The sequence below is a fragment of the Janthinobacterium sp. GW821-FHT03A03 genome, from assembly GCF_059421435.1.
Map to the genome: position 1 here is coordinate 53267 of NZ_JBWKUZ010000006.1, position 26103 is coordinate 79369.

The 26103-nt window shown below is 64.1% G+C and carries 20 protein-coding genes; 10 read left to right on the forward strand and 10 right to left on the reverse strand.

Features of this window, described 5'->3' with window-relative positions:
• Nucleotides 1-2: 2 nt before the first annotated feature.
• Nucleotides 3-2363 (reverse strand): DNA translocase FtsK, encoded by a 2361-nt coding sequence (locus AC07VI_RS14035; RefSeq protein WP_099375128.1) that lies wholly within the window; start codon nucleotides 2361-2363, stop codon nucleotides 3-5.
• A gap of 216 nt (nucleotides 2364-2579) precedes the next feature.
• On the opposite strand from AC07VI_RS14035, the gene trxB reads away from it, so the two are divergent.
• The 3 genes from trxB (at nucleotide 2580) to AC07VI_RS14050 (ending at nucleotide 4968) form a co-directional block, all read left to right on the forward strand.
• Entirely contained in the window at nucleotides 2580-3533 is a 954-nt protein-coding gene (gene trxB / locus AC07VI_RS14040; RefSeq protein WP_086147563.1) for a thioredoxin-disulfide reductase, read from the forward strand.
• Nucleotides 3534-3540: 7 nt separating this feature from the next.
• Nucleotides 3541-4215, forward strand: a complete 675-nt coding sequence (locus tag AC07VI_RS14045; RefSeq protein WP_099375129.1) for a Smr/MutS family protein — start codon at nucleotides 3541-3543, stop codon at nucleotides 4213-4215.
• A gap of 123 nt (nucleotides 4216-4338) precedes the next feature.
• Complete coding sequence (locus tag AC07VI_RS14050; RefSeq protein WP_076572532.1) at nucleotides 4339-4968, forward strand: trimeric intracellular cation channel family protein; 630 nt, start codon at nucleotides 4339-4341, stop codon at nucleotides 4966-4968.
• Nucleotides 4969-5116: 148 nt separating this feature from the next.
• Here AC07VI_RS14050 and AC07VI_RS14055 read toward each other — a convergent pair whose 3' ends face one another.
• Together AC07VI_RS14055 and AC07VI_RS14060 are read right to left on the reverse strand one after the other, a co-directional pair.
• Entirely contained in the window at nucleotides 5117-5455 is a 339-nt protein-coding gene (locus AC07VI_RS14055; RefSeq protein WP_034758685.1) for a P-II family nitrogen regulator, read from the reverse strand.
• Nucleotides 5456-5496: 41 nt separating this feature from the next.
• Entirely contained in the window at nucleotides 5497-7113 is a 1617-nt protein-coding gene (locus tag AC07VI_RS14060) for an NAD+ synthase (RefSeq protein ID WP_086147590.1), read from the reverse strand.
• A gap of 99 nt (nucleotides 7114-7212) precedes the next feature.
• Here AC07VI_RS14060 and AC07VI_RS14065 point away from each other — a divergent pair, with 99 nt between their 5' ends.
• Nucleotides 7213-8358, forward strand: a complete 1146-nt coding sequence (locus AC07VI_RS14065; protein WP_492996283.1) for a GNAT family N-acetyltransferase — start codon at nucleotides 7213-7215, stop codon at nucleotides 8356-8358.
• Nucleotides 8359-8708: 350 nt separating this feature from the next.
• On the opposite strand, the gene ppa is transcribed toward AC07VI_RS14065, so the two are convergent.
• The 5 genes from ppa to hemC all read right to left on the reverse strand — a co-directional run bounded on the left by ppa (nucleotide 8709) and on the right by hemC (nucleotide 13499).
• Nucleotides 8709-9257: an inorganic diphosphatase gene (gene ppa, locus AC07VI_RS14070; RefSeq protein WP_086147560.1), complete on the reverse strand. Its 549-nt coding sequence runs from the start codon at nucleotides 9255-9257 to the stop codon at nucleotides 8709-8711.
• Nucleotides 9258-9382: 125 nt separating this feature from the next.
• Nucleotides 9383-10579, reverse strand: a complete 1197-nt coding sequence (locus tag AC07VI_RS14075) for a heme biosynthesis protein HemY (RefSeq protein WP_086147559.1) — start codon at nucleotides 10577-10579, stop codon at nucleotides 9383-9385.
• A gap of 4 nt (nucleotides 10580-10583) precedes the next feature.
• Entirely contained in the window at nucleotides 10584-11732 is a 1149-nt protein-coding gene (locus AC07VI_RS14080; RefSeq protein ID WP_086147558.1) for a uroporphyrinogen-III C-methyltransferase, read from the reverse strand.
• Complete coding sequence (locus tag AC07VI_RS14085; RefSeq protein WP_086147589.1) at nucleotides 11729-12511, reverse strand: uroporphyrinogen-III synthase; 783 nt, start codon at nucleotides 12509-12511, stop codon at nucleotides 11729-11731. The genes AC07VI_RS14080 and AC07VI_RS14085 overlap by 4 nt, the downstream gene beginning before the upstream one ends.
• A complete protein-coding gene (gene hemC, locus AC07VI_RS14090; protein ID WP_413465903.1) occupies nucleotides 12504-13499 on the reverse strand; it encodes a hydroxymethylbilane synthase in 996 nt (331 codons plus the stop codon). The genes AC07VI_RS14085 and hemC overlap by 8 nt, the downstream gene beginning before the upstream one ends.
• 251 nt (nucleotides 13500-13750) lie before the next feature.
• Here hemC and ppc point away from each other — a divergent pair, with 251 nt between their 5' ends.
• The 3 genes from ppc (at nucleotide 13751) to AC07VI_RS14105 (ending at nucleotide 19762) form a co-directional block, all read left to right on the forward strand.
• Nucleotides 13751-16591 (forward strand): phosphoenolpyruvate carboxylase, encoded by a 2841-nt coding sequence (gene ppc, locus AC07VI_RS14095; protein ID WP_086147557.1) that lies wholly within the window; start codon nucleotides 13751-13753, stop codon nucleotides 16589-16591.
• Between the two features lie 178 nt (nucleotides 16592-16769).
• Nucleotides 16770-18530: a PAS domain-containing sensor histidine kinase gene (locus AC07VI_RS14100; RefSeq protein WP_193068920.1), complete on the forward strand. Its 1761-nt coding sequence runs from the start codon at nucleotides 16770-16772 to the stop codon at nucleotides 18528-18530.
• A gap of 92 nt (nucleotides 18531-18622) precedes the next feature.
• Nucleotides 18623-19762, forward strand: coding sequence for an HAF repeat-containing protein (locus AC07VI_RS14105; protein WP_157792497.1), 1140 nt, complete (start codon nucleotides 18623-18625; stop codon nucleotides 19760-19762).
• A gap of 63 nt (nucleotides 19763-19825) precedes the next feature.
• Here AC07VI_RS14105 and rpoD read toward each other — a convergent pair whose 3' ends face one another.
• Nucleotides 19826-22378, reverse strand: coding sequence for an RNA polymerase sigma factor RpoD (gene rpoD / locus AC07VI_RS14110; protein WP_086147554.1), 2553 nt, complete (start codon nucleotides 22376-22378; stop codon nucleotides 19826-19828).
• Nucleotides 22379-22957: 579 nt separating this feature from the next.
• Between rpoD and AC07VI_RS14115 the strand changes: the two genes are divergently transcribed.
• From AC07VI_RS14115 to AC07VI_RS14125, 3 genes are read left to right on the forward strand one after another with little or no spacing between them, the layout of a single operon-like run.
• Nucleotides 22958-23464, forward strand: a complete 507-nt coding sequence (locus AC07VI_RS14115) for a ProQ/FINO family protein (RefSeq protein WP_086147553.1) — start codon at nucleotides 22958-22960, stop codon at nucleotides 23462-23464.
• Nucleotides 23465-23473: 9 nt separating this feature from the next.
• Nucleotides 23474-24115 carry a 3'-5' exonuclease gene (locus AC07VI_RS14120; protein WP_086147552.1) on the forward strand — a complete coding sequence of 214 codons (642 nt, stop codon included), beginning with the start codon at nucleotides 23474-23476 and terminating at the stop codon, nucleotides 24113-24115.
• A gap of 13 nt (nucleotides 24116-24128) precedes the next feature.
• On the forward strand, nucleotides 24129-24551 hold the full coding sequence (locus AC07VI_RS14125; RefSeq protein ID WP_086147551.1) for an SMI1/KNR4 family protein: 423 nt from the start codon (nucleotides 24129-24131) through the stop codon (nucleotides 24549-24551).
• Here AC07VI_RS14125 and AC07VI_RS14130 read toward each other — a convergent pair.
• On the reverse strand, nucleotides 24548-25981 hold the full coding sequence (locus AC07VI_RS14130) for an aminotransferase-like domain-containing protein (protein ID WP_099420881.1): 1434 nt from the start codon (nucleotides 25979-25981) through the stop codon (nucleotides 24548-24550). The genes AC07VI_RS14125 and AC07VI_RS14130 overlap by 4 nt on opposite strands.
• Nucleotides 25982-26103: the final 122 nt, after the last annotated feature.

The window sequence follows — 26103 nt, forward strand, 5'->3', positions numbered from 1 at the left end:
TTTTACCCTTGTTCGCTACTGGCCGCCGGCACCAGGATGTCCCGGTTGCCATTGGATTGCATGGTTGATACCACCCCGCTCTGCTCCATCTGCTCGAGCAGACGGGCCGCGCGGTTGTAGCCGATGCGCAAATGACGCTGCACCAGCGAAATCGAGGCGCGGCGGTTTTTCAGCACCACCGCCACCGCCTGGTCGTACAGGGCATCGGCCTCGCCGCCGCCCTCGCCCGGCGCGCCGCCTTCGGCGCCATCGCCTTCCAGGGTGCCGCCTTCGAGGATGCCCTCGATGTAATTCGGTTCGCCCTGCAGCTTCAGATGGCTGACGACGCGGTGGACTTCCTCATCGGAAACAAACGCGCCGTGCACGCGCATCGGCAAGCCGGTGCCGGGCGGCATGTACAGCATGTCGCCCATGCCCAGCAGGGTTTCCGCGCCCATCTGGTCGAGAATGGTGCGCGAGTCGATCTTCGACGAGACCTGGAAGGCGATACGCGTGGGAATGTTCGCCTTGATGAGACCCGTGATCACGTCTACAGATGGGCGCTGCGTGGCCAGAATCAAGTGCAGACCGGCGGCGCGGGCCTTTTGCGCGATACGCGCGATCAATTCCTCGACCTTTTTGCCCACCACCATCATCAAGTCGGCCAGCTCGTCGATGATGATGACGATGGTCGGCAGTTTTTCCAGCGGCTCCGGCGAGTCCGGCGTCAGGCTGAACGGATTCGGGATGTGTTCTTCGCGCTTTTTCGCGTCGGCAATCTTGGCGTTGTAGCCGGCCAGATTGCGCACGCCCATCTTGCTCATCAGCTTGTAGCGGCGTTCCATCTCGTTGACGGCCCAGTTCAGCGCGTGGCCGGCCTGGCGCATGTCGGTGACGACGGGCGCCAGCAAGTGCGGAATGCCTTCGTAGACGGACATTTCCAGCATCTTCGGATCGATCAGGATCAATCGCACGTCGAGCGGGTCGGATTTGTACAGCAGCGACAGAATCGTCGCATTGATGCCCACGGATTTACCGGAACCGGTCGTGCCGGCCACCAGCAAGTGGGGCATCTTCGCCAGGTCGGCCACGACGGGCTTGCCGGCGATATCCTTGCCCAAGGCAATCGTCAGGCTGGACACGCCATCGTTGTAGACCTTGGAGCCGAGGATTTCCGTCAGGCGCACGATCTGGCGCTTGGTGTTCGGCAATTCCAGGGCCATATAGTTCTTGCCGGGAATGGTTTCCACGACGCGGATCGAGGTGAGCGACAGCGAACGGGCCAGGTCGCGCGCCAGGCCCACGATCTGGCTGCCCTTGACGCCCGTGGCCGGCTCGATTTCATAGCGCGTCACCACGGGGCCGGGGTAAGCGGCCACTACCTTGGCATCCACGCCAAAGTCCGACAATTTCTTTTCGATCAGGCGGCTCGTAAACTCCAGGGTTTCCACGGACACCGTTTCCACCACGGGCGGCGCTTCGTCGAGCAGCGACAGCGGCGGCAGCTTGCCATCGCCCAGGTTCTCGAACAAGTGCGCCTGGCGCTCCTTTTCCACGCGCTCGGATTTCACCACAGTAACAACCTGCGGCTCGATCTTCACGGGCGGCGCAGCGACGTGCTTTTCCACGTGCTTGGCCCGTTCGATCACCACCACCTCGTCGCGGCGCACGGCGGCCACTTCGCCCTGGCGGCGGTCTTCGCGGTCCTGGTAGCGCAGCACGAACCAGTTGAAAACATCTTCGATGGCGCCGCCGATGCGCTCGGCCACTTGCAACCAGGAAACGTGGAAGAACAGGCTGAAACCGAGGCCGAACAACAGCAACAGTAATAAAGTAGCGCCGGTGAAGCCGAAGGCCACGTGGGCCGCGTGTCCCACCAGCTGGCCCAGCACGCCGCCCGGGTCGCGCGGCAGCTGCACATGCAGGCTCTTCGCCATGCGCAGGTATTCGAGGCCCATGCTGCCGATCAGCATGATGGAAAAACCGACGATGCGGATCAGCATCTCGACATGGTGCTCGCGCTCCACCTCTTCCTCTTCCAGCAGGAAGCGCTTGCTCAGGCGGCGGTAGCCATTCCACACCGTGCGCAGCAGCCACACGCACCACCACCAGGCGGAAAAGCCGAAGATATACAACAACAGATCGGAAAAGGTCGCACCGAGCTTGCCGCCCAGGTTGGCCACCTTGTCGACGGACGTGGCGTGCGACCAGCCCGGGTCGAGCTTGTTGAAGCTGGCCAGTATCAGCACGAAATACAGGGCGAACGCGGCCAGCGCGAACCAGCGCGCCTCGGACAGCAGCCGCACCAGCCGGTTCGGCAGGGGCCGGCGTTCGACCGGTTTTCGGGTGTAGCTATTTTGATTGGCCTGGGCTGGTTTAGTCATTCTGGGAAGCGCTGCAAGGTGAAAAATGTTTCTGAAAGGGAATTTCCCATAATAAGGAAGTATTCTAAGCCATATATGCCCCGGGCGGCCCCACGATTCGTCGCTACAGGCGGCTTGGTCTATAATCGTGGATTGCTTGCGCAAGCGCAATACGCCCTTGTTCTTCGCGCGTATGCCCCCAATTCGGATAGACCCCACTCATAGAGAAGCCTCATTATGACCACTAGCAAACACGCCCGCGTTTTGATCCTCGGTTCCGGCCCAGCCGGCTACAGCGCCGCCGTCTACGCCGCCCGCGCCAACCTGAACCCGATGCTGGTCACCGGCGTGGAACAGGGCGGCCAGTTGATGACCACCACCGACGTGGAAAACTGGCCAGGCGACCCCATGGGCGTGCAAGGTCCGGACCTGATGCAGCGCTTGCTGCAGCATGCCGAGCGTTTCAATACGGAAATCGTGTTTGACCACATCCACACCACTTTCCTCAATGAAAAGCCGATCCGCCTGAAGGGCGACAGCCACGAATACACGTGCGACACCCTGATCATCGCCACGGGCGCGTCCGCGCAATACCTGGGCTTGCCGTCGGAAGCGGAATTCATGGGCAAGGGCGTGTCCGCCTGCGCCACCTGCGATGGCTTCTTCTACCGCAACCAGGAAGTGGCCGTCGTCGGCGGCGGCAATACGGCCGTCGAGGAAGCGCTGTACCTGTCGAACATCGCCAATAAAGTCACGCTGATCCACCGCCGCGACAAGTTCCGCGCGGAAGCGATCTTGATCGACCGCCTGAACGCCAAAGTTGCCGAAGGCAAGATCGTGTTGAAATATAACCACACCCTGGACGAAGTGACGGGCAACGAAGGCGGCGTGACGGGCCTGAACATCAAGTCGACCATCGACGGCAAGGTCGAAGCGCTGTCCGTGCATGGCGTCTTCATCGCCATCGGCCACAAGCCGAACACGGGCATCTTCGAAGGCCAGCTGGAAATGCACAACGGCTACATCAAGACGAAGACGGGCCTGGAAGGCATGGCCACGGCCACCAGCGCGCCGGGCGTGTTTGCCGCCGGCGACGTGCAGGACCATATCTACCGCCAGGCCATCACCAGCGCCGGCACGGGTTGCATGGCAGCACTGGACGCCCAGCGCTACCTGGAAGGCCAGGAGTAAGCGCCAGATGGCGTCGATGAAAGACTTTGCCGACCTGAAAGCGGTCAGCAAGCAGCTCAAGGAACAGGCCGATGCGCGCGCGCAAGCCGAAGCGGAGCGCGCCAAGCACGCCAAGGTGCAGGCCGTGGAAAGCAATCTGTTCAAGGCCAGCATCGGCGGCGTCAAGCGCCTGCCCGAGTCGGACCGCTACGTGCCCAGCCTGCCCAAAACGGGCGCGGCCAGCGCTCCCCAGCCGGCCCGCAAGCTGACGCCGGAAGAGGACGATGCGGCCGTGCTGCGCGAGTCGCTGTCGGACTTGTTCGAGGTCGACCATTACCTGGAAAACGATCCGGCCCTGAACTACGCCCGCCCCGGCGTGGGGCCGGACGTGGTCAAGAAGATGCGCAAGGGCCACTGGCCCATCCAGGATGAGCTGGACTTGCACGGCTTGCGCCGCGACGAGGCGCGCGACGGCATCGGCGCCTTTCTGAACCAGGCCACGCGGCGCAAGCTGCGCTGCGTGCGCGTGATCCACGGCAAGGGTTTCGGCTCCAAAGGCCAGGAACCGGTCTTGAAATCGATGGTGCACAGCTGGCTCGTGCAAAAGGAGGAAGTTGTCGCCTTTTGCCAGGCGCGCCGCTCGGAAGGGGGCGATGGCGCCCTTGTCGTGCTGCTCTCCGCGGCGCTGCAGCCCATCCGCTAGGATAGATAGCAAGAAATTACAATTCAGTAACAAGTTACACCCTGCGCACGGCCCCGTTTGTCACCATTCGGGGCCGTGTCATGTTAACCTGTGACAATTATTTCCTGCTCAAGCGCTCCGCCCATGATGCCACCCCAACTGCCGCCTGGCTCGCTGATCAAGATCATCGAGATCATCGCCATCCTGGTGGGCGCGTTTTCCGGCTTCATCGAAGCGCGCCGCAAGCGCATGGACCTGGTCGGCGTATTCGTCGTGGCCTTCATCACGGCGTTCGGCGGAGGCACCTTGCGCGACATCCTGCTCGACAAGCGGCCCCTGTTCTGGGTCTCGCACCAGGAATACGCGATCCTGATCTTCGTGCTGGCCCTGACGGCCGCGCCCCTGATCCAGCATTTGCGCCAGATCGTCTCGGAACGCCTGATCGTCATCGCCGACGCCATCGGCCTGGGCATGTTCGCCATCGCGGGCGTGGCCGAAGCCATGCGCGCCGGCATGCCGATCTTTATCGCCTCGATGATGGGGGTAATTACGGGGATTTTCGGCGGCGTGATGCGCGACATCGTCTGCAACGAAGTGCCGATGGTGTTTCGCGACGGCAAACCGTATGCGATCTGCGCGTTTTTCGGCTGCTGGGCTTATTTATTGCAGATGCACTTCGGCGCCGAGCACGACTTCGCGCTATGGACCAGCGCCAGCGGCATCACGATATTGCGCCTGATCTGCTGGAAATTCGACATGCGGCTGGGGCGCTAAACAACACAGGCATCGCGCCTGCCAGAAGCGTAGCGGGCGGCAGCGAGGCTCGGCGCCCCCATATGGCTAAGAAGCGCAGCTGTGCTGGAGCACAGCGAGCATCGCAGGCCGCAAAGCGCGACGCGCAGCAGCTGATGGCTGGTGCTGTCTATACGGCGTCGGGACCCGTCTCACCCGTGCGGATGCGGATGACCTGCTCCACGTCGCGCACGAAGATCTTGCCGTCGCCGATCTTGCCCGTGCGGGCGGCCTTGATGATGGCGTCGACCACCAGTTCCGATACGCTGTCGTCCACCACCACTTCGACTTTGACTTTCGGCAAGAAGTCGACCACATACTCGGCACCGCGGTACAGCTCGGTATGGCCCTTCTGGCGGCCGAAACCCTTCACTTCCGTCACGGTCAAGCCCGTCACGTTCACATCGGCCAGGGCCTCGCGTACTTCGTCGAGCTTGAATGGTTTGATGATGGCGGTAATCTGTTTCATGGCTACTCCTTAAAATTGTTGGATTGTGGACAGATGGCTGCTTATTCGTAGAACCTGGAGGTAATCGGGTAGCGCCAGTCGCGCCCGAAGCCACGGTGCGTGACGCGGATGCCCACGGGCGACTGGCGCCGCTTGTATTCATTGATCTTGATCAGGCGCGTGATTTTCGCCACATCGGCCGGCGGGTAGCCAGCCTCGATAATCTCGGCGATCGGCCGGTTTTCTTCCATGTACAGCTGCATGATGCCGTCGAGCACGTCATACGGCGGCAACGAGTCCTGGTCCAGCTGGTCGGCGCGCAGCTCGGCCGACGGTCCGCGCGTCAGGATGCGCTCGGGTATCACGCTTGAGATGCCGTTGCGGTACGCGCACAGGCGGTACACGAGGGTCTTGGCGATATCCTTGATGACGGCAAAGCCGCCCGCCATGTCGCCGTACAGGGTGCAATAGCCGACAGCCATTTCGCTCTTGTTGCCAGTCGTCAACACAATGCTGCCATGCTTGTTCGACAGGGCCATCAGCAGGGTGCCGCGGATGCGCGCCTGGATGTTTTCTTCCGTCGCGTCTTCCGCCAGCCCCGCGAACTCGCCGGCCAAGGTAGCGCGGAAGGCATCGAAGGTTTGCTTGATCGGAATTTCATCGTAGCGCACATCGAGGCGTTTTACCATGTCGCGCGAATCGATCCACGAGATGTCGGCCGTGAACTGCGACGGCATCATGACGGCGCGCACCTTGTCGGCGCCCAGCGCATCGACGGCGATGGCCAGGGTCAGGGCGGAATCGACGCCGCCCGACATGCCGATCAGTACGCCCGGGAAACCGTTCTTGACTATGTAGTCGCGCACGCCCAGCACCAGCGCCTGGTACACCTGCGCTTCCGTCGTCAACGGCGCGGCCAGCGGCTGCGGCACGGGCGCGGCGCCGTCGAACTCGACCAGTTGCAAGTCTTCCGCGAAATGGCGCAGCTGGGCGCAAATGGTGCCGGCCGCATCCATGACAAACGAATCGCCGTCGAAAATCAGCTCGTCCTGGCCGCCGACGAGGTTGGCGTACACGAGGGCCATGCCTTGCGTGCTGACGTTCCTGCGCATGGTTTCGTAGCGCAGGTGCTGCTTGTTCATGTGGTAGGGCGAGCCGTTCGGCACCAGCAGCACTTGCGCGCCGGCCGCGCGGGCGCGCGTGGGGGCGTGTTCGAACCATGTGTCTTCGCAGATATTGATGCCAAAACGCACGCCCTTCACGCCGAACACGAAAGCCTGGTCCGACGACGTAAAGTAACGTTTTTCATCGAACACGGTGGTGTTCGGCAAATCGTGCTTGCGGTAGGTGCCCAGCACCTCGCCATTGAGCAGCACGGAGGCGGCATTGTGGCGCACGCCCTTCTCGTCCTGCAGCGGCAAGCCCACCACCACGTGCAAATCCTTGAACTGGGCCAGGTCGCGGGCCAGCTCGGCAAACGCCTGCTGCGTTTTTGCGTAGAATGCATTGCGCAGCAGCAGGTCCTCGGGCGGATAGCCGACCAGCGACAGTTCCGGCGTGAGCACGATATCGGCGCCCGCTTCAAAGGCGCGGCGGGAAAGGTCGAAGATCTTGGCACGGTTGCCGGCCAGATCGCCGACCGTACTATTCATTTGAGCAATTGCGACTTTGACTGTCATGATGATGGATATTTCGTTTTTATTAAACAAGATGGGGCGAGCCCCTGGGCGCGCAGGCCGCCGGCGGCGCCCCGAGAGTGATGAATGCACACTACAACAATGAATTATCGCACGGCTATCGTCTCTACTCTGGCGGAAATTGGCGAAGCGGCCTGGTCTGAACTGCTGGCCAGCCAGGCGGATGCCAGGGCGGAGGCCAGTCCCTTCCTCTCGTATGCCTTTTTGCACGCGCTGCACGAGTCCGGCTGCGCCAGCGCGGACACGGGCTGGCAGCCGAATTACCTGGCGCTGTGGCAAGGCGAGACCCTGGCCGCCGCCCTGCCCCTGTACCTGAAAATGCACTCGTACGGCGAGTATGTGTTCGACTGGGCCTGGGCCGATGCCTATCAGCAGCATGGCCTTGAATATTACCCGAAACTGTTGTCGGCGATTCCGTTTACGCCCGTCAGCGGCACGCGCCTGCTGGCCCGCGACGGCCAGGCGCGCGCCGCCCTGCTGGCCTTTCTGCAGGCCCGGCAGCAGGCCAGCGCGGTGTCGTCCTGTCACATCCTGTTCCCGCCGGAAAACGAGGCGCGCCAGCTCGAACAAGCTGGCTACCTGCTGCGCAGCGGCGTGCAGTTTCACTGGCTCAATCCCGGCTACGCGGATTTCGAGCAATTCCTCGCCACGCTGGAACACAGGAAGCGCAAGAATATCCGCGCCGAGCGGCGCAAGGTGCGGGAAGCGGGCGTGGTCATGCGCCAGGTACGGGGCGTCGATGCGGTTGACGCCGACTGGAAGCTGTTTCACCGCTGCTACAGCAATACCTATGCGGAACACCGCTCATCGCCCTATCTGTCGCTGGATTTCTTCCGGCGCATCGGTGCGGCCATGCCGCAGAACATATTGCTGGTGATCGCCGAGCGCGACGGCCGGGCCATCGCCGCCTCGCTCGTGATCCACACGGCCGACACCTTGTATGGCCGCTACTGGGGCGCGCTCGAGCACGTGCCCTGCCTGCATTTCGAGACGGCGTATTACCAGCCGCTGGAGTTTTGCATCGCCAACGGCATCGCCACGTTCGAAGGGGGCGCCCAGGGCGAGCACAAGATGGCGCGGGGCTTCCTGCCGCAAAAGACCTGGTCCGCCCACTGGCTGGCCCACCCCGCGTTCGCCGACGCCGTGCAGCGCTTCCTGGAACGGGAGCGGGGCGGCATCGACGCCTATCTCGATGAATTGAACGAACACAGCCCGTTTCGCGCGTAAAACCGCCCGCCCTGGCGGCGGGGAGAGCGCCAGCCATCGGGCGCATTGCGCCGGAGCAGGCGGCCGGGCGGTCCGGCGTGGAAGCGGCGGCGCCCTCCTTCCGCAGCTTGCAGGCGCGCCACGCCGGGGTCGGCAGCAACATGCCCGGCATGCCTATGACCTCGCTGTGATTGTTGATGCAATTAATTTATCAACAATAAATTAAGCGCATCAAGGCGGATTCATTCTTCGGAAAACATGATGTTTATGGCAAAAAAAAACGCCTCCAGCCATGATGGCAGGAGGCGTTTTTTACGCGCACACGGGAGGAGACCGGCGGCAGGCCGCGGTTTTCCGCCCACGGTGACGCATCAGGAAGCGGCTTTGTCGGCGTCAGCCTTGAAGGCGGCCACGCCGCCCAGGATCTCTTCCTTGGCAACGTCTGGACCATACCAGCCGTCGATCTTGACCCATTTGCCTTTTTCCAGATCCTTGTAGTGCTCGAAGAAATGCTGGATCTGGCGCAGGCGCAGTTCGTTCAGGTCTTCCGGCTTTTGCCAGTGGCTGTAGATCGACAGAACCTTGTCGACTGGCACGGCCAGCACTTTCGCGTCTTCGCCCGACTCGTCGGTCATTTTCAGCACGCCGATAGGACGGCAGCGCACGACCACGCCCGGGATCAGCGGGAATGGGGTGATGACCAGCACGTCGACCGGGTCGCCGTCCGGCGACAGGGTGTTCGGCACGTAGCCATAGTTGCATGGGTAGTGCATGGCGGTACCCATGAAGCGATCGACGAAGATCGCGCCGCTTTCCTTGTCGACTTCGTACTTGATCGGATCGGCGTTCATCGGGATTTCGATGACGACGTTGAAATCGTTCGGCAGGTCGCGGCCGGAAGAGACGTTATTCAAACTCATGGATTTTCCTCATTATGCGGATTGTGTTTTAACGGCGTAATTATAGAGAAGTCGGCTGGGCTTGTGCGCTGCAGCAGATAAAAAAGAACCCGTTTTCTTGTGGAAAACGGGTTCATATAATTCCCTTAAAGAATTGTTGCCAAGGCGCATTGCCGGTAATGCGCGGCGGCCTGCTCGGTTTGCTGCAAGGCGTCGTGCATCTGCGCCAGCTTCAGGTGGGCATCGCGCACCATCTGCGGCTCGTTCGCGTCGGACAGGGCCTGCTCCAGGTGGCGCTGCGCCTTGCCCCACAGTTTCTGCTTGAGGCACAGGGAACCGAGGGTCAGGGCCAGTTCCGCGTCCAGCGGGCGCTGTTTCAGCCACTGTTCGCAATGCTCGATCTGCAGCAGCAGGGCCGGCGTGCCGCCCGGGGCCGCCGCTTCGCGGTAGGCGCGCACGACGCGGTCGTCCCAGTCGGCGGCCAGCGACTCTTCGCACACGAGGCGCGCTTCGTCATGCAGGCCGCGCGCATTCAGGGCCGTGGCGGCGCGGCAGGCGATATACGGCTTGACCCGGTCGGCGCCCGGCACGGTGGACCACACGCGCATCAGCGATTCGGCGTCGTGCGACGGGTCGGACAGCAAATGGTCATAGGCCAGCTCGCGCAGGCGCGAGGACAGGGCCGGATGCAGGGCACGGTGCTTGTCGAGCGAACGCACGAGGCGCAGCACTTCCGGCCAGTTCTTCGCCTGCTGCTCGGCCTTGAGCGACCATTGCAGGGCGTGGATGTGGCGCGTGCCGCTGGCGTTCAGTTCGCGCACGGCGGCCAGCGCCGCTTCCGGCTGGTGGTCGTCGACCAGCAATTCCGTCACCGTCATCAAACGCGCCGTCTTCAGGCTCGCATCGCCTTCGACGCGGGCCAGCCAGCTGTCGCGGCGCTCGGACTGGCGCATGCGGTGCGCGGCGCGCGCGCCGATCAGCGCGGCCAGGCCGGCGTTCTCGTCCAGCTCGGCGGCGCGCAGGGCGGCTTTTTCCGCATGGCCGAAACGGCCTTCGAACAGGGCCTTCAAGGCTTCGCGCAAGCCCTTGTTGCCGTCGCGCTCACGCTTGCGCTGGCGGTAGGCGGCCACTTGCGCCGGCATGCGCACGGTGGCGCGCACGGCGCGCACCAGCAGATACAGCAGCACGAACAGCAGCACTTCCAGCAGCAGGAAGAAGTTCAGCGACAGGTCGATGCGGTATGGCGGATAGAACAGCACCACGTTGCCGGGGTTGAAACGGGCCGTCACGGCGATACCGATCGCCGCGGCCATCAGGGCGAGTAACCAGAGAAATAGACGCATGGGCTCAGGACTTCGCTTTGTAGTTGCGTACAGCCGTCAGGCTGTCGGACAAGGTCGGCATTTCGATGGCCAGGTTGCTGCCCTGCACCTGGCGCAGCAGGGCTTGCGCCGTCTGCGTGCCCTTGGCGCGCGTATCGAAATACTTGGCCAGCGCATCCTGGGCGGCGATCAAATCGTTGCGGAACGCCGTTTCATTGCGCGACAACAAGGCCATGCGGGCGTTCAGCAGGCGCAGCTTGACATTTTCGCGCAAGAAATACGATTGCGTCGGCGACAGCATCAGCGCTTCCGGCGTATCGACGCGGCGGATGCGGATCAACTGGCGCACGTCGGCCCACATGTCGCCGCTCCACGTATTGAAGCCGTCGCGCACCTTCTGCAGCAGCGGCTCCGGCGCCGGCGGCCCCACCAGCTTGCCGCTGGCATCGCGCACGGCCTTGGCCTTGCCCGGCTTTTGCGGAGCGGCAGGCAGGGCCGGCGTTTCGTCGGACAGCATCGGCAAGGCGTCGATCTGGGCGATCACGGCGTCCAGGCGCAGGGCCACGCCCGTCGAATCGACGCTGGGCAGGGCCTTGAGTTTTTCCATGTCGCGGCCGATGGCGCGGCGGATGGTGATGAATTGCGGCTTGTCCGAGCGCGACAGGCTGCGGTCCGCGTTTTGCAGGGCGATCAGCGCGCCGGGCACGTTGCCGGCCAGCTGCAGCTGCTGGCTGGCCGTCGACAGCACCTGCTCGATTTCCGTCAGCGCCCATTCGTCGCGGTTCTTCGACAAGTCGTTGTACAGTTGTTCCAGCGCAAGCTGCTGGCTCTGGGTTTCGCTCTGGCGGTTTTCCAGCGCGCCCACCTTGATCTGCAGCTCTTTCGTGCCTTCTTGCACGTTGCGCGCCAGCACACCCGTTTCGGCATTGCTGACATCGCCCTTTTGCAGGCGCTTGGCCACTTCTTCGCGCAGGTTGCGGATCTGCTTGCTGGTCGACCAGCTTTGCGCCGCCAGCAGCACGGCCAGCACGATGACGGCGATGCTCATGGGCTTTTGCAGCTGCTCGAGCAAGCTCGGCGCGCGGCCAGCGGGTTGGTCGGCCGCCTGCGGCGCCGTCTTCACGGCGCCGCCAGGCGTTGCATTCGGTTCGGAGAGTGTAGGCATTTCGTTCATGGTCGTGATTGTAACGCGGCGAGCACTCCTGCGTCGCCTGATCCTGTCAAGGTGACCCGGGCAAAGCCCAGGGCCGCCGCCGTTTGGGCAATGCGGGCGTGTGGCACGATCAGATGCTGCTGTTGCATTTTTGCAACAGCCAGCGCGTCATCGCCCATTTCGGCCAGCAGCGCCAGCAAGCCGCGCAGCGCTTCCGAGCTGGTGATGATCCAGTCATTATTATGCTGCAACAAGTTTTCCAGGGTTGCCCGCAAGGCCGGCGTCAGCCTGGGTACCTGGCGCCGGTACGCCGTGACGAACTCGACTTGCGCGCCGGCCGCGCGCAAGCCGTCGGCCAGGTAATCGCGTCCGCCGTCGCCGCGCACGATGAGCACGCGCTTGCCGCGCAGGGCCGGCAAGTCCAGCGCCAGCAACAGATGTTCGGAATCGCTGCGCGCCGTGTCGAGCGGACTGGTGATGGCCGCGTTGGCGTCGGTGACGCCGTGCGCGGCCAGCGCCATGCGGCTGCCCTCGCCCACCACGGCCAGCGGCACGCCGGCCGGCCAGGCGGCCAGGTGCGCGAAGACGCAGTCGATGGCGTTCGGCGAGACGAAGGCCACCAGCTCATACTGCGCCAGGCGCGCCAGCACGGCCTGCAGCCGCGCGCATTCATCCTCGCCGTCGAGCGCGTGGATTTCCAGCAGCGGCAGCAGGGTCACGGGCCAGCCCAGGGCCGCGATCCGGGCGGCCAGCGGCCCCGCTTGCGCCGCGGGCCGCGTGATCACCACGCTGTCAGGCATGCGGCGCCAGGCCTTCATGGTTGTCGGGGGTAACGGCGCAGGAGGCGAGGATGCCGGCAGCGTCCTGTCCGCGCAGCAACTCGGCCACCTGCTCGCCCAGCAGTTCCGGCGCAGCGGCGGGGCCACTGACATCGGCGCTGGCCATGCGCGCGCCGTCCGGCGTGGCGACCATGGCGCGCAAGCGCATGCTGTCGCCCTCGACCGTGGCAAACGCGGCCAGCGGAATCTGGCAGCTGCCGCCGAAAATCTTCGATACCTTGCGCTCGGCCGTGACGGCTTGCGCCGTGGCCAGGTGGTTCAGCGGCGCCAGCACGGCCTCCAGGTCGACGCCGTCCGCGCGCGCGGCGCGGATCTCGATGGCCATGGCGCCCTGGCCGGCGGCCGGCAGGCTGTCTTCCGGCGCCAGCACGGCGCGGATGCGCGACGCCAGACCCAGGCGCTTCAGGCCGGCGGCGGCCAGGATGATGGCCGCGTAGTCGCCACGGTCGAGCTTGCCCAAGCGCGTGTCGAGGTTGCCGCGCAGGGGCAAAATCGTCAGGTGCGGATAGCGCGCGGCGATCAGCGACTGGCGGCGCAGGCTGCTCGTGCCGACGACGGCGCCGTGCGGCAGCTCGGCCAGGCTGGCGTAATCGTTCGAGACAAACGCGTCGCGCGGGTCTTCGCGTTCGAGGATGGCGGCCAGGGTAAAGCCCTGCGGCAACTCCATCGGCACGTCCTTGAGCGAATGCACGGCCAGGTCGGCGCGGCCTTCGTCCATCGCCACTTCCAGCTCCTTGACGAACAGGCCCTTGCCGCCTACCTTGGACAGGGCGCGGTCGAGAATCTGGTCGCCGCGTGTGGTCATGCCGAGAATTTCAACGCTACACTGCGGATAGAGTGCCGCCAGGCGCGCGCGCACATGTTCAGCTTGCCACATGGCAAGACGGCTCTCGCGCGTGGCGATCACCAGCCGGGAAGGAATATTCTGGGTCAATTCGGATGCTTTCAAAACAAGGCTCTTTCGCTATCGTAGTCGTTATCGTTAACCGTTATCGTTGCCATTTCGCCGACGCGATATCTAAATGTATCGAAATGACGCCCATCGTCGCTATAATCGTTATCCCTTTGCCTATACGGCCAAGTCAGGCTAGCGTCCATGTTGAAGACCACAAATTTTATCATGCGCCCCCTCCCCTCTGCGGCTAAAAGCCCGGTGCGATCCTCTTTCCCTTGCTTTTACACCTACTTTGGTTCTTTATTATGCTCAATGACGCAGTAGCACCAGAAACAGCCTCCCCGGCCAGCCCCGACAAGGACGCGCCGCTGAAAGAAGACATCCGCCTGCTGGGCCGCCTGCTGGGCGACGTGCTGCGCGAACAGGAAGGCGATGCCGTCTTTCATGTGGTGGAAACCATACGCCAGACTTCCGTGCGCTTCCGCCGCGAAGCGGACGCGGACGCGGCGCTGGAACTGGACGCCATGCTGAAGGACCTGAGCCGCGAACAGACGATCTCCGTCGTGCGCGCCTTTTCCTATTTTTCGCACCTGGCCAATATTGCGGAAGATCAACACCACATCCGCCGCCGCCGCGCCCACCTGCTGGCCGGTTCCCCGGCGCAAAAGGGCAGCGTCAGCTTCGCCCTGAAAAAGCTGCGCGCCGCCGGCGTGCCGCGCGCCACCGTCGACACCTTCTTCCGGGACGCGCTGATCGCGCCCGTGCTGACGGCCCACCCGACGGAAGTGCAGCGCAAGAGCATCCTCGACGCCGAGCACGACATCGCCCGCCTGCTGGCCGAGCGCGACCTGCCCCTGACGCCGAAGGAACGCCTGGCCAACATGCAGCTGCTGCGCTCGCGCGTCGCCACCCTGTGGCAGACGCGCATGCTGCGCTACTCGAAGCTGACGGTGGCCGACGAAATCGAAAACGCCCTGTCCTATTACCGCATCACCTTCCTGCGCGAACTGCCGGGCCTGTATGACGACATCGAGGACGACATCGCCGCCGAATACCCGAACGGCGACGGCACGATCGAGCCCATCCACGCCGCCTACGTGCAGATGGGCAGCTGGATCGGCGGCGACCGCGACGGCAACCCCAACGTCAACGCGGGCACCATGCAGCACGCGCTGGCGCGCCACGCCACCACCATCCTCGACTTTTACCTCGACGAAGTGCACGCGCTGGGCGCGGAACTGTCCGTCTCGACCCTGATGGTGGGCGTGAGCGCGGAACTGCAGGCGCTGGCCGACCAGTCGCCGGACGCCTCGCCGCACCGCAGCGACGAACCGTACCGCCGCGCCCTGATCGGCATCTATGCGCGCCTGGCCGCCACGGCCCGCGCCCTGGGCGCCACGAATATCCTGCGCAAGGAAGTGGGCGCGGCCGCCGCCTATCCGGACGCGGCCGCGTTTGTCGCCGACCTGCGCACCATCGTCGCCTCGCTCGAAGCGCACCACGGCGCCGCCCTCGCGCGCCCGCGCCTGGCCACCCTGGCGCGGGCGGCCGACATCTTCGGCTTCCACCTGGCCTCGCTCGACATGCGCCAGACTTCCGACGTGCACGAGCGCGTGCTGGCCGACCTGTTCGCCCAAAGCGGCGTGGCCGCCGATTACGCGGCCCTGTCCGAGGAAGACAAGCAGGCGCTGCTGCTGAGCGAACTGGCCCAGCCGCGCTTGCTGTACTCGCCCTACATCAGCTACGCCGCGGAAACGGATTCCGAACTGGCGATTTTGCGCGCGGCGCGCGACATCCGCCAGCGCTACGGCGCGCGCGCGATCCGCAACTACATCATCTCGCACACGGAAACCGTGTCCGACCTGCTGGAAGTGTTGCTGCTGCAAAAGGAAACAGGCTTGCTGCGCACCGACTGGCAAGCTGGCGACAGCAGCTGCGAGCTGATGGTCATTCCCCTGTTCGAGACGATACCCGACCTACAGCGCGCGGCCGGCATCATGAGCCAGCTCATGGCCTTGCCTTTGGTCAAACAATTGATCGCCAAGCAGGGACAGTTGCAGGAAGTCATGCTCGGCTATTCCGATTCGAACAAGGATGGCGGCTTCCTCACCTCGAACTGGGAACTGTACAAGGCGGAACTGGCGCTGGTGTCCGACTTCCGGAAAGCCGGCGTCAAGCTGCGCCTGTTCCACGGCCGCGGCGGCACGGTGGGCCGTGGCGGCGGCCCCAGCTACGAAGCCATCCTGGCCCAGCCGCCGGGCACCGTCAACGGCCAGATCCGCCTGACGGAACAGGGCGAAATCATCGCCTCGAAGTTTTCCAACGCGGAAATCGGCCGGCGCAACCTGGAATTGCTGGTGGCCGCCACCCTGGAAGCGAGCCTGGCGCCGCAGGAAGCGAACCCGGCCCGCAACAGCCAGCTGGCGCAGTTCGAAGCGGTGATGGCGCAACTGTCGGACCTGGCCTACCGCTCCTACCGCCACCTCGTGTATGAAACGCCGGGTTTTACCGAGTACTTCTTCTCGGCCACGCCGATTGCGGAAATCGCCGAGCTGAACCTCGGTTCGCGGCCCGCCTCGCGCAAGGCCAACCAGCGCATCGAAGACTTGCGCGCCATCCCCTGGGGCTTTTCCTGGGGCCAGTGCCGCTTGCTGCTGCCGGGCTGGTTCGGCTTCGGCAGCGCCATCGACGCCTGGATCAACGATGGCGAGCCCGCGTCGAAAGATGACAGGATCGCCACCCTGCGCGCCATGCATGCCGAATGGCCGTTCTTCGCCACCCTGCTGTCGAACATGGACATGGTGCTGGCCAAGACGGACCTGGCCATCGCCTCGCGCTACGCGGAACTGGTGGCGGACCACGATTTGCGCGAACGCATCTACAAGCGCATCACGGAAGAGCATGGCAACACCCTGCGCTGCCTGGAATTGATCACCGGCAACACGGAACGCCTGGCCGGCAACCCGCTGCTGGCCCGCTCTATCCAGAACCGCTTCGCCTACCTCGATCCGCTGAACCACTTGCAGGTGGAGTTAATCAAGCGCAACCGCGCCCTGTCGGCGGCAAGCCGGATCGACGAGCGCGTCCACCGCGGCATCCAGCTGTCGATCAACGGCGTGGCGGCCGGCCTGCGCAACACGGGCTGATCGCGCGACGCCGCCATGGGCAGGCAGGGGCCGGCGCCGCGAGGGCCGGCCCTTTTTGCTTTCCAAATGGAAAAATATTCTCAATAAAGCAACATTTGGTATTACACTAGCGTCGGATACTTTCCCCACTCCGGCGCCACGCGCACCGCAGCGGTCCACCATGACGCGAGGGGCGCGGATGAGTAAATGGTCGATTGAAACCTTGAGTGCGGCATGCGCCTGCCTCGTCCTCGTCATGCTGGGCTGGCTGGCAGGCGTGGCCTGGAAGGAACTCGACTTCTGGGAGCATGTCTGGCTGACGCTGCTGCTGGCGGCGTCCGCCGGCACGGCCATGTGGCTGATGCACAAGCTGCGCGCCCACTTCGCCAGCACGCGCAAGCAGCTCGACGCCAGCACCATGCGCTACCGCGACCTGAGCGAGGCGGCGCAGGACGGCATGTGGCAAACGGATGCGCAAGGCACGATATTGCATCTGAACCAGCGCCTGTGCGACATGCTGGGCACGCGGGCGGAAGACCTGCTGGGCCACAAGATGAGCGAATTCTACGACGAGGCGACCTTGCGGCGCCTGTGCCCGCTGATGCGCGCGCAGGAACGCAGCTGCATGGGTGAACTGCAGTATTGGCACAGCGACGGCACGGAGCGCTGGGCCATGATCAGCGGACGCTGCCTGTACGACCAGCAGGGCATGCTGACGGGCGCCCTCGTGCTGGCCAGCGACATCACCGAACAGAAACGGGCCGAACACGCGCTGAGCATCGCCCATGCGGAGCTGGAAAGCCGCGTGGCCCTGCGCACGGCCCAGTTGCTCGATGTCAATCTCCAGCTGTCCGCCGAAATCGCCATGCGCGCGCAAACGGAAGCGGCCCTGGCGCGCAGCGAAGAGCGGCTGCAGGACATCATTTCCATGATGCCCCTGTCGCTGTTCCTGAAAGATGCCGATTCGCACATGCTGCTGATGAACCAGGCCTGCGAGCAGCAATGGGGCGTACGGTTCCAGGATATCGCCGAGGGACGCGACGTGCAGCACTTTCCCCCGGACCAGACCCAGGGATTCCACGCGGCGGACCAGGAAGCGTTTGCCAGCCGCCAGGTGGTGATCCGCGAGGAATTGGTGTGGAATGCGCAGCTGCAGGAAAACCGCCTGCTGCAGACGCATAAAAAACCCATCTTCGACGCGCAAGGCCTGCCGCAGATGATCATCGCCATGGGCATCGACATCACGGAAAGCAAGCGCAACGAAGAAAACCTGGAGCGCACCCTGGCCCAGCTGCGCGAACTGAGCGACCACCAGCAGACCATCAAGGAAGAAGAACGCCGGCGCATCGCGCTCGACATCCATGACGACCTGGGCCAGAACCTGATGGTGCTGCGCATCGATGTGTCGCTGCTGCACGCGCGCACGGCCGCCTCCCACCCGCGCCTGCACCGCCACGCCGCGCGCGTGCTCGAGACCATCGACGCCACCATCCGCTCCGTGCGCGCCATCATCAATGACTTGCATCCGAGCACACTGGAACTGGGCCTGGGACCGGCCGCCGAATGGCTGATACGGCAAATGGAAAGCCGCGGCAGCATCCGCTACCGGCTCAAGATCAGCAGCGAGGCGCCCGACCTGGGCCTGGACCAGCGCCAGACGTCGGCCATCTTCCGCGTGCTGCAGGAATCGCTGTCGAACATCGTGCGCCACGCCCAGGCCAGCGAAGTGGACGTGGCGCTGGCGCAGGATGCGCAAGCCATCGAGCTGCGCATCAGCGACAACGGCATCGGCATGCAGCCGGGCGACGACGGCAAGCAGGCCGCTTTCGGCCTGAAGAGCATACGCGAGCGCGTCCACGCGCTGGGCGGCGAACTGCGCATCGACAGCCAGGCGGGCCGGGGCACGGCGCTGGCCATCCATTTGCCGCAGGCCAGGGAAAGCGTGGCGGAACGATCATGATGAAACACAAATATTACTAAAAATAGTAGTAATTTATGTATGCATGGGCGGGAGAAAAAAGTATAGTGAGTTTTTTCTTTGAGGAAACTATCATGCCGCCACGGTTTTGCTGCGTCTCCGCCCCACTGCTCGGCCTGCTCCTGCTGGCCGCCATCCCCAGCGCCAGCGCCGCCATCCATGCCGAACACGGCTTCGGCGAAAAGGATGGCAATGGCAGCATCGCTTCGGACCTGAACCCGGCCGGACTGGTGGCCGGCATCATCCTCGAGGAAGAGGGTCGGCGCCGCGCCGTGACCTACCAGCACGGCCGCATCCGCGAGCTGGGCACCCTGGGCGGCGATGAAGGTTTCACCAAGGCCATCAATATGCATGGCGTGGTAGTGGGTTCGGCGCAGACGGCCAGCGGCGCCTGGCACGCCTTCCGCTACGACGCGGCGGGCGGCATGCGCGACCTGGGCACCCTGGGCGGCAGCAGCAGCTACGCCACGGCCATCACGCGCGGCGGCCAGGTGGCCGGCTATGCCGACACCAGCGGCGGCGATTTCCACGCCTTTGTGACGAAAGCCGACCACAGCCTGCAGGACCTGGGCACCCTGGGCGGCGCCAGCAGCTATGCCAGCGGCTTGAACAGCCATGGCGTGGCGGTGGGTACGGCCCAGCGCGGCGATGGCTACCGCCGCGCCTTCGTCTACCGTCCCGGCACGGGCATGCAGGAAATCGGCACCCTGCCAGGCGGACGCATCAGCTCGGCCACCGCCATCAACGACGCGGGCCTGGTCGTGGGCGCCTCGGAAACGGAGAAGCGCCGCTGGCACGCGTTTGCCTGGGACGGCAAGCGCATGCTCGACCTGGGCGCCATGATCGGCCAGGGCGACAGCTACGCCACGGCCGTCAACGCGGCCGGCCACGTCGTCGGCAGCGTCAGCATCAACGGCTTTGAACCGATGACCTTTGTCTACAAGGACGGCGTGATGACGGTGCGCCGCCGCGACGACGGCCTGTACCTGACCAACAAGATCACGGATGCCGGCCTGGTGGTGGGCGCCGTCTACACGGGGCATAAATTCCAGGCCTTCGCCGTGCCGTCGCAGGCGTCGCCGGCGCCGCCGCGCCGCAACCCGCTGGACTGGCTGCTCCTGAGCGTCATCGCCGCCGCCTGCGGCGCGGCCCTGTTCCGCGCGCGCCGCCAGCTGAGCGCCGGCCTGCTGGGCCAGCGCCGGCATTTGCTGTAAATCAACACCGGCAGGGACGAAAAAAAAGAGGCTTGCGCCTCTTTTTTGTTTCTTGCCGTACGCTTAGTTTTGCGTGAGGAAAGTTTTGAGTTTGTCCGAACGCGAAGGCTGGCGCAGCTTGCTCATGGCTTTCGCCTCGATCTGGCGGATGCGCTCGCGCGTCACGTCGAACTGCTTGCCCACTTCTTCCAGGGTGTGGTCGTTCGACATTTCCACGCCATAACGCATGCGCAGCACTTTTGCTTCGCGCGGCGTCAGGGAATCGAGCACTTCCTTGATCACGTTGCGCATCGACGCGTGCAGCGCGGCGTCCAGCGGCGCCAGCGTCGTGTTGTCCTCGATGAAGTCGCCCAGCTGTGAATCGCCGTCCTCGCCCATCGGCGTTTCCATGGAAATCGGCTCTTTCGCGATCTTCATGATCTCGCGCACCTTGTTCTCCGGCATTTCCATCTTGACGGCCAGGGTCGCCAGGTCCGGCTCGCTACCCGTTTCCTGCATGATCTGGCGCGAGATACGGTTCATCTTGTTGATCGTTTCGATCATGTGCACCGGCACGCGGATGGTGCGCGCCATGTCGGCGATGGAACGCGTGATGGCCTGGCGTATCCACCAGGTGGCGTAGGTCGAGAACTTGTAGCCGCGGCGGTATTCGAATTTATCGACGGCCTTCAGCAGGCCAATGTTGCCCTCCTGGATCAGGTCGAGGAATTGCAGGCCGCGGTTGATGTATTTCTTGGCGATCGAAATGACCAGGCGCAAGTTGGCCACCGTCATTTCGCGTTTCGCGTGACGCGCGCGCTTTTCGCCGGCCGCCATCTGCTTGTTGATCTTGCGCAAGTCCGCCAGCGGCAAGGCCACGCGCGCCTGCAGGTCGATCATCTTCTTTTGCAGTTCCTTGACGGCAGGCACGTTGCGGCTGAGGATGGCGCTGTACGGATACTTGCAATCGACTTCGCGGTCGACCCATTCCAGGTCGCATTCATTGCCCGGGAACACCTTGATGAAGTGGGCGCGCGGCATGCCGCATTTGTTCACGCACAGTTCCAGCACGGCGCGCTCGATGTGGCGCACTTCTTCCATCTGGCCGCGCAGGGTGTCGCACAGCTTTTCCACAACCTTGGCCGTGAAGCGGATGCCCAGCAATTCCTGCGAAATGGCTTCCTGCGCCTTGATGTAGGCTTTCGAGTTGTAGCCGTCTGGCGCCTTGCGCATCTTGTCGTACTGCGTGGAAATGACGTTGAATTTCTCCAACGCATTCTTTTTCAGCTGGGCCAATTGTTCGCTGGAGAAACCGGCCGCGCCGCCATTGGCGTCGCCGTCTTCTTCCTCGGCTTCTTCTTCCTCTTCCTCGTCGTCACCGCTGGCGGCGGCGGGCGCGGCGGCAGCGGCAGGCGCCGGGGCATTGCTTTCGTTCAAGTCGACAAAGCCGTCGACCACTTCATCGACCTTGATTTCGTCGCGCGCGATCTTTTGCGACAGCGCAACGATTTCGCCGATGGTGGTGGGGCAGGCGGAAATGGCCTGGATCATGTCCTTCAGGCCGCCTTCGATGCGCTTGGCGATCTCGATCTCGCCTTCGCGCGTCAGCAGCGCCACGGCGCCCATTTCACGCATGTACATGCGCACGGGGTCGGTGGTGCGGCCGAAGTCGGAGTCGACCGTCGACAGGGCGGTGGCGGCAGCCGCTTCCACTTCGTCGTCGCTGGTGACGGTGGCGACATTGTCCGTCAGCAACAGGCTTTCCGCGTCAGGGGCGCGCTCGTAGACGGCGATGCCCATGTCGTTGAAGGTGGCGATGATGCCTTCGATGGCTTCCGGATCGATGATGTTTTCCGGCAATTGGTCATTGATCTCGGCATAGGTGAGGAAACCGCGTTCCTTGCCCATGTTGATCAGGCCCGTGATCTGCTTGCGGCGGCGTTCCAGGTCCGCTGCCGATGCTTCCGGATCGCCCAGCGCGTCCGCCAGGCCGCCCTTGGCCTTGCGGTCGCGCGCTTTCGACACGGCCTTCAGTTCGGCCCGTTCGACGGCGTTCAACGCTGCCACTTCATCGTTTTCCGGCGTGAATTCGCTCGGCTTGCGGCCGCGGCGGCCAGGCACCTTGACGGTCGGCAAGAAGTAATTCGACGTGTCGATGGCGGCCAGGGCGTCCGCGTCCGTGGTCTTGCTGACCACCTGCGCACCGGAAATAATGGTCACGGGCGCCGCTTCGGGCTTGGCGCGCACGACTTTCGAGCGGGCTGCCGTCACCACCTTGTTCGTGGCGGCGCTTTCGCTGACCTTGCGCGGCGCGGCCGCGGCCTTGGTGCCAGGGGCGACCTTCACGCTTGGCGTCTTGGCCGGTGCAGCGTCGGCCACCTCGGCTACTTCGGCAACGGCGTCGACAGCCGCCACTGGCGCTTCGACAGCCGTCTCGGCCGGCGGCACGGCCGCCAGGCGCGAACGGCTTTTCTTCACCACGGTGACGACGGTGGGCGCCGTCGTGACGGTGGCTTCCGGATTCGCTTGCGCATTATCGATGAAGTAAGATAAAGTCGTTTTGGGTACGGCAAGGGGTGCCGCGGCTGGGCGTGGCGCCTTGGCGGACAACGTTAAAGTTTTTGGCGTATTCTTCATGAGATATCTCTTAATGCGAGACCAGATGGTGTCGGCGCGAAGTGAATGATTCCACCTAAGCCTGCGAAACCGGACTCGATGGAGCGTATTGTTGCGGCTGCCGTCAAGGGCAGCGGCGCCTGTCTATCGGGACGTTCATAGCCCGCGCATCCGGCAACAGGAGCGCGGGGCCGAACGGCGCGGCCGAAACCGGATCAGATAAATAAGCGATGTACATTGCGGAATGAAAAAAAGCCCGTACCAGAACGGGCTTGAATCTATTGTTGTTCAGTGAAGACACAGCGGAGAGCAAGATTATGCACGAAGGCCAGTTATCTGGATAATTGATAAACGGAATATCCGGTATCAAAGATATCAATAATCAGGGCCCTGCACCGCACTGCTCCTATCCCCTGCACACCTGAGCCAGACCATCAAACCTGGGGTCCAGTCATCAGCGCAAGCCGACATTATACACATTTCCCGCATTTCGCGCTGTGTCCGCTGTAGCGCGGGCCCGCCCATCTCCGCTCAAGTTGCCAAAAAAGACAATGCACTTGCCTGTGGCGCGTGCTATGCTCCCCTTTTATAGCCCAACCAATGATGTCGATGACCAGCTCCACGCCAGACCAGCAAGCCACCACTCCTGACACGCCAGTCGATGCAGCCCCAGCGGCGGCACCTGCCGCAGCCGCACCGGCGCCCGCCGGCCTGACCGCGCGCGCCCTGCTGAAGCAGTTCCAGGAGCAATTCCCGCCATTCCGCGATTGCCTGCCCTTGTCCATCGGTATCGACAAGCAGATCCTGGCCCGCCTGCCGGACCTGGACCGCAAGCTGATGCGCACGGCGCTGGGCATCCACACGGGTTCGCTGCGCTACCTGCGCGTGATGGAAAAAGCCAAGGTACGCTACGACCTCGACGGCACAGCCGGCGCGGAAGTGACGCAAACCCACCGCGACCACGCCACGCAAGTGCTGCAGCAGCGCTTCAAGAAGGAAGCCGAGCGCAAGAAGGCCGAGCGCGACGCGGCCGCCGCCGAAGAAGCGAACCGTTTGCGCCTGGAAAAACTGAATCAGCTGACCGCGAAATTCTCGCGCAAGGGCTGATCCGGTTTCATGGATACTGCTGCCGCGCCGCCACTGCCGCCCTACCAGGGCATCGCCCTCGACCACGTCAGGCTGGTGCGCACCAGTGACGAAGCCAGGGCGGCCATGGCCGCCCTGCTGGCGGCCGACGCCATCGGCTTCGACACGGAATCGAAGCCGACGTTCGTCAAGGGCGAATCGTCCACGGGTCCGCATCTGATCCAGCTGGCCACCGACGACATCGCCTACCTGTTCCAGGTGGGCGCCACGCCGCCCCTGGCCGAACTCAAAGCCATCCTCGAATCGACCACCACCCTGAAGGTGGGCTTCGGCCTGTCCGACGACGTCAAGCGCCTGCGCAACAAGCTGGGCATTGCTCCAGCGCAAGTGCTGGACCTGTCCGTCGCCCTGCGCGGCGGCCAGCGCAACGACCTGGGCGCCAAGACGGCCGTGGCCAAGTTCTTCGGCCTGCACCTGCAGAAGTCGAAAAAGATCTCCACCACCAACTGGGCCACCTCGCGCCTGACGGAAAAGCAGATCCTGTACGCGGCCGACGATGCGCAAGTGGCCCTGCGCGTGTACCGCCGCTGGATCGCCGACGGCGGCAAGGTGGCGCCGCAAAAAGCCCCACGGGCCAGCACGCCGCCGGCCACGCCGCCCGCACCCGCCTGAGCCGTCCCGCAGCATGAGCAAGAGCAAGTCCATCGGCACCACGCCCGACGCGATCGCCGCCGCCGAACAGGCGCTGGGGCGAGCGCTGCCCGCTTCCTACGTGCAATGGTTATTGGTGAACAATGGCCGCGCGCTGGGCGCCTTGTGCGTGTTTCCCGTCTACGACGCGGCCAATGCGCGCAAGACGTGGGAATCGATAGAACGCCATTACCGCACAGACTGGCAAGAGTGGCTGGAGAATATGGATGGCGGCGATGCCGCCGCCCTGCTGCCGTTTGCCCAGTTCGGCACGGGCGACTACTATTGTTTTGATTATGCGCAAACGGGAGCGGCCGGTGAAGCGGTGGTCGTGCTGTGGTCGCACGAAACAGGCGCCACCACGGCAGTGGCGCCCGACTTTGCCGCCTTTCTCGCCCTGCCCGGCCGTCCCGGCTAGCCTTCCTCCCCCTGCAGCGCCAGTTGCTGCGCCGCCAGCCGCCCCAGCGCGGCGATGGCCGCTTCCAGCTGCGCGCTCCACGGGTGGCCGTAATTGAGGCGGATGCAGTGGCGAAACGCGCGCGTGGCGGAAAAGATGGGCCCGGGCGCGATGCTGATGCCGGCCGCCAGCGCGCTGCGGTGCAAGGCCAGCGCATCGACGCCCACGGGCATCTCGACCCAGACGAAATAGCCGCCCTGCGGCCGCGTCACCCGCGTGCCGGGCGGAAAATGCACGGCGATCGCCTGCAGCATGGTGTTTTGCTGCGCCGCCAGGGTCAGCCGAAGCTGGCGCAAATGGCGGTCATAGCCGCCGTGCGCCAGGTAATCGGCCAGCGCCATCTGCAGCGGTATCGGCGCCGACAGGCTGGTGGTCAGTTTCAAACGCTCGACCTGGCGCGCATGGCGGCCCGCCACGGCCCAGCCCAGGCGGAAACCGGGCGCCAGGGTCTTCGAGAACGAGCTGCAATGCATGACGAGACCGGCGCTGTCATGGCTTTTCGTCAAGCCGGGGCGCTGCTTGCCAAAGTACAGCTCGCCATACACGTCATCCTCGATCAGGGGCACGTCATGGCGCGCCAGCAAGTCGACCAGGGCGCGCTTCTTTTCCGGCGACATCAGGCTGCCCAGCGGGTTCTGGAAATTCGTCATCAGCCAGCAGGCTCTGGGCCGGTGGCGTTGCAGCAACTCTTCCAGCGCCGCCAGGTCGACGCCGTCACGGGGGCTGGTGGCGATCTCGACGGCCTTGAGTTCCAGCCGCTCCAGCGCCTGCAGGCAGGCATAGAAGCTGGGCGACTCGATCAGCACCGTGTCGCCGGGCCGCGTGACGGCTTGCAGGCACAGGTTCAGCGCTTCCAGCGCGCCATTCGTGATGACGATGTCCTCGCTGGAGACAAGCACGCCGTCGAGCTGGTAACGCAGCGCGATCTGGCGGCGCAATTCCGCGTTGCCCAGGGATAAATCGGTGACCGTGCTCCACGGGTCGAGACGGCGCATGCTGGCCGACACGGCCCGCGCCAGCTTTTCCATCGGAAACAGGTGCGGGCTGGGAAAGGCCGAGCCGAAGGGCACGATGTCGCGCGCGCCGACAGCGCCCAGCACCTCGAACACCAGGTCGCTGACGTCGACGGTGGTGCTGGCGTCGAGCGGGCGCGAGCTGTCCGGCTCGGGCGCCAGCGCGGCCCGCTGCGGCGCCACGTAATAGCCGGAGCGGGGGCGCGAGACGATCATGCCGCGCGCTTCGAGCAGGTAATACGCCTGGAACACGGTCGACGGGCTCACGCCGCGCCGCGCATGCTGCTGGCGCACGGAGGGCAACTTATCACCAGGCAACAACAGCTGCGTGCTGATCATGGCGGCGACTTCTTCCGCCAATTCCTCATATCGTTTCAACCTTGCTCCTCAAACTGATCCGTAGTTTTATTGCAAAACTGATCCTGTCACAGTGACAGCACGCAGTATATGCTAGGGTAACAACATCCGGGCAGCAACACCGGGACATCATATCGACCGAC

What these genes read in the sequence shown, in the direction of transcription:
- AC07VI_RS14035 (WP_099375128.1), bottom strand. Translation starts at nt 2,363, where the DNA reads ATGACTAAACCAGCCCAGGCCAATCAAAATAGCTACACCCGAAAACCG.
- trxB (WP_086147563.1), top strand. Translation starts at nt 2,580, where the DNA reads ATGACCACTAGCAAACACGCCCGCGTTTTGATCCTCGGTTCCGGCCCA.
- AC07VI_RS14045 (WP_099375129.1), top strand. Translation starts at nt 3,541, where the DNA reads ATGGCGTCGATGAAAGACTTTGCCGACCTGAAAGCGGTCAGCAAGCAG.
- AC07VI_RS14050 (WP_076572532.1), top strand. Translation starts at nt 4,339, where the DNA reads ATGATGCCACCCCAACTGCCGCCTGGCTCGCTGATCAAGATCATCGAG.
- AC07VI_RS14055 (WP_034758685.1), bottom strand. Translation starts at nt 5,455, where the DNA reads ATGAAACAGATTACCGCCATCATCAAACCATTCAAGCTCGACGAAGTA.
- AC07VI_RS14060 (WP_086147590.1), bottom strand. Translation starts at nt 7,113, where the DNA reads ATGACAGTCAAAGTCGCAATTGCTCAAATGAATAGTACGGTCGGCGAT.
- AC07VI_RS14065 (WP_492996283.1), top strand. Translation starts at nt 7,213, where the DNA reads ATGAATTATCGCACGGCTATCGTCTCTACTCTGGCGGAAATTGGCGAA.
- ppa (WP_086147560.1), bottom strand. Translation starts at nt 9,257, where the DNA reads ATGAGTTTGAATAACGTCTCTTCCGGCCGCGACCTGCCGAACGATTTC.
- AC07VI_RS14075 (WP_086147559.1), bottom strand. Translation starts at nt 10,579, where the DNA reads ATGCGTCTATTTCTCTGGTTACTCGCCCTGATGGCCGCGGCGATCGGT.
- AC07VI_RS14080 (WP_086147558.1), bottom strand. Translation starts at nt 11,732, where the DNA reads ATGAACGAAATGCCTACACTCTCCGAACCGAATGCAACGCCTGGCGGC.
- AC07VI_RS14085 (WP_086147589.1), bottom strand. Translation starts at nt 12,511, where the DNA reads ATGCCTGACAGCGTGGTGATCACGCGGCCCGCGGCGCAAGCGGGGCCG.
- ppc (WP_086147557.1), top strand. Translation starts at nt 13,751, where the DNA reads ATGCTCAATGACGCAGTAGCACCAGAAACAGCCTCCCCGGCCAGCCCC.
- AC07VI_RS14100 (WP_193068920.1), top strand. Translation starts at nt 16,770, where the DNA reads ATGAGTAAATGGTCGATTGAAACCTTGAGTGCGGCATGCGCCTGCCTC.
- AC07VI_RS14105 (WP_157792497.1), top strand. Translation starts at nt 18,623, where the DNA reads ATGCCGCCACGGTTTTGCTGCGTCTCCGCCCCACTGCTCGGCCTGCTC.
- rpoD (WP_086147554.1), bottom strand. Translation starts at nt 22,378, where the DNA reads ATGAAGAATACGCCAAAAACTTTAACGTTGTCCGCCAAGGCGCCACGC.
- AC07VI_RS14115 (WP_086147553.1), top strand. Translation starts at nt 22,958, where the DNA reads ATGATGTCGATGACCAGCTCCACGCCAGACCAGCAAGCCACCACTCCT.
- AC07VI_RS14120 (WP_086147552.1), top strand. Translation starts at nt 23,474, where the DNA reads ATGGATACTGCTGCCGCGCCGCCACTGCCGCCCTACCAGGGCATCGCC.
- AC07VI_RS14125 (WP_086147551.1), top strand. Translation starts at nt 24,129, where the DNA reads ATGAGCAAGAGCAAGTCCATCGGCACCACGCCCGACGCGATCGCCGCC.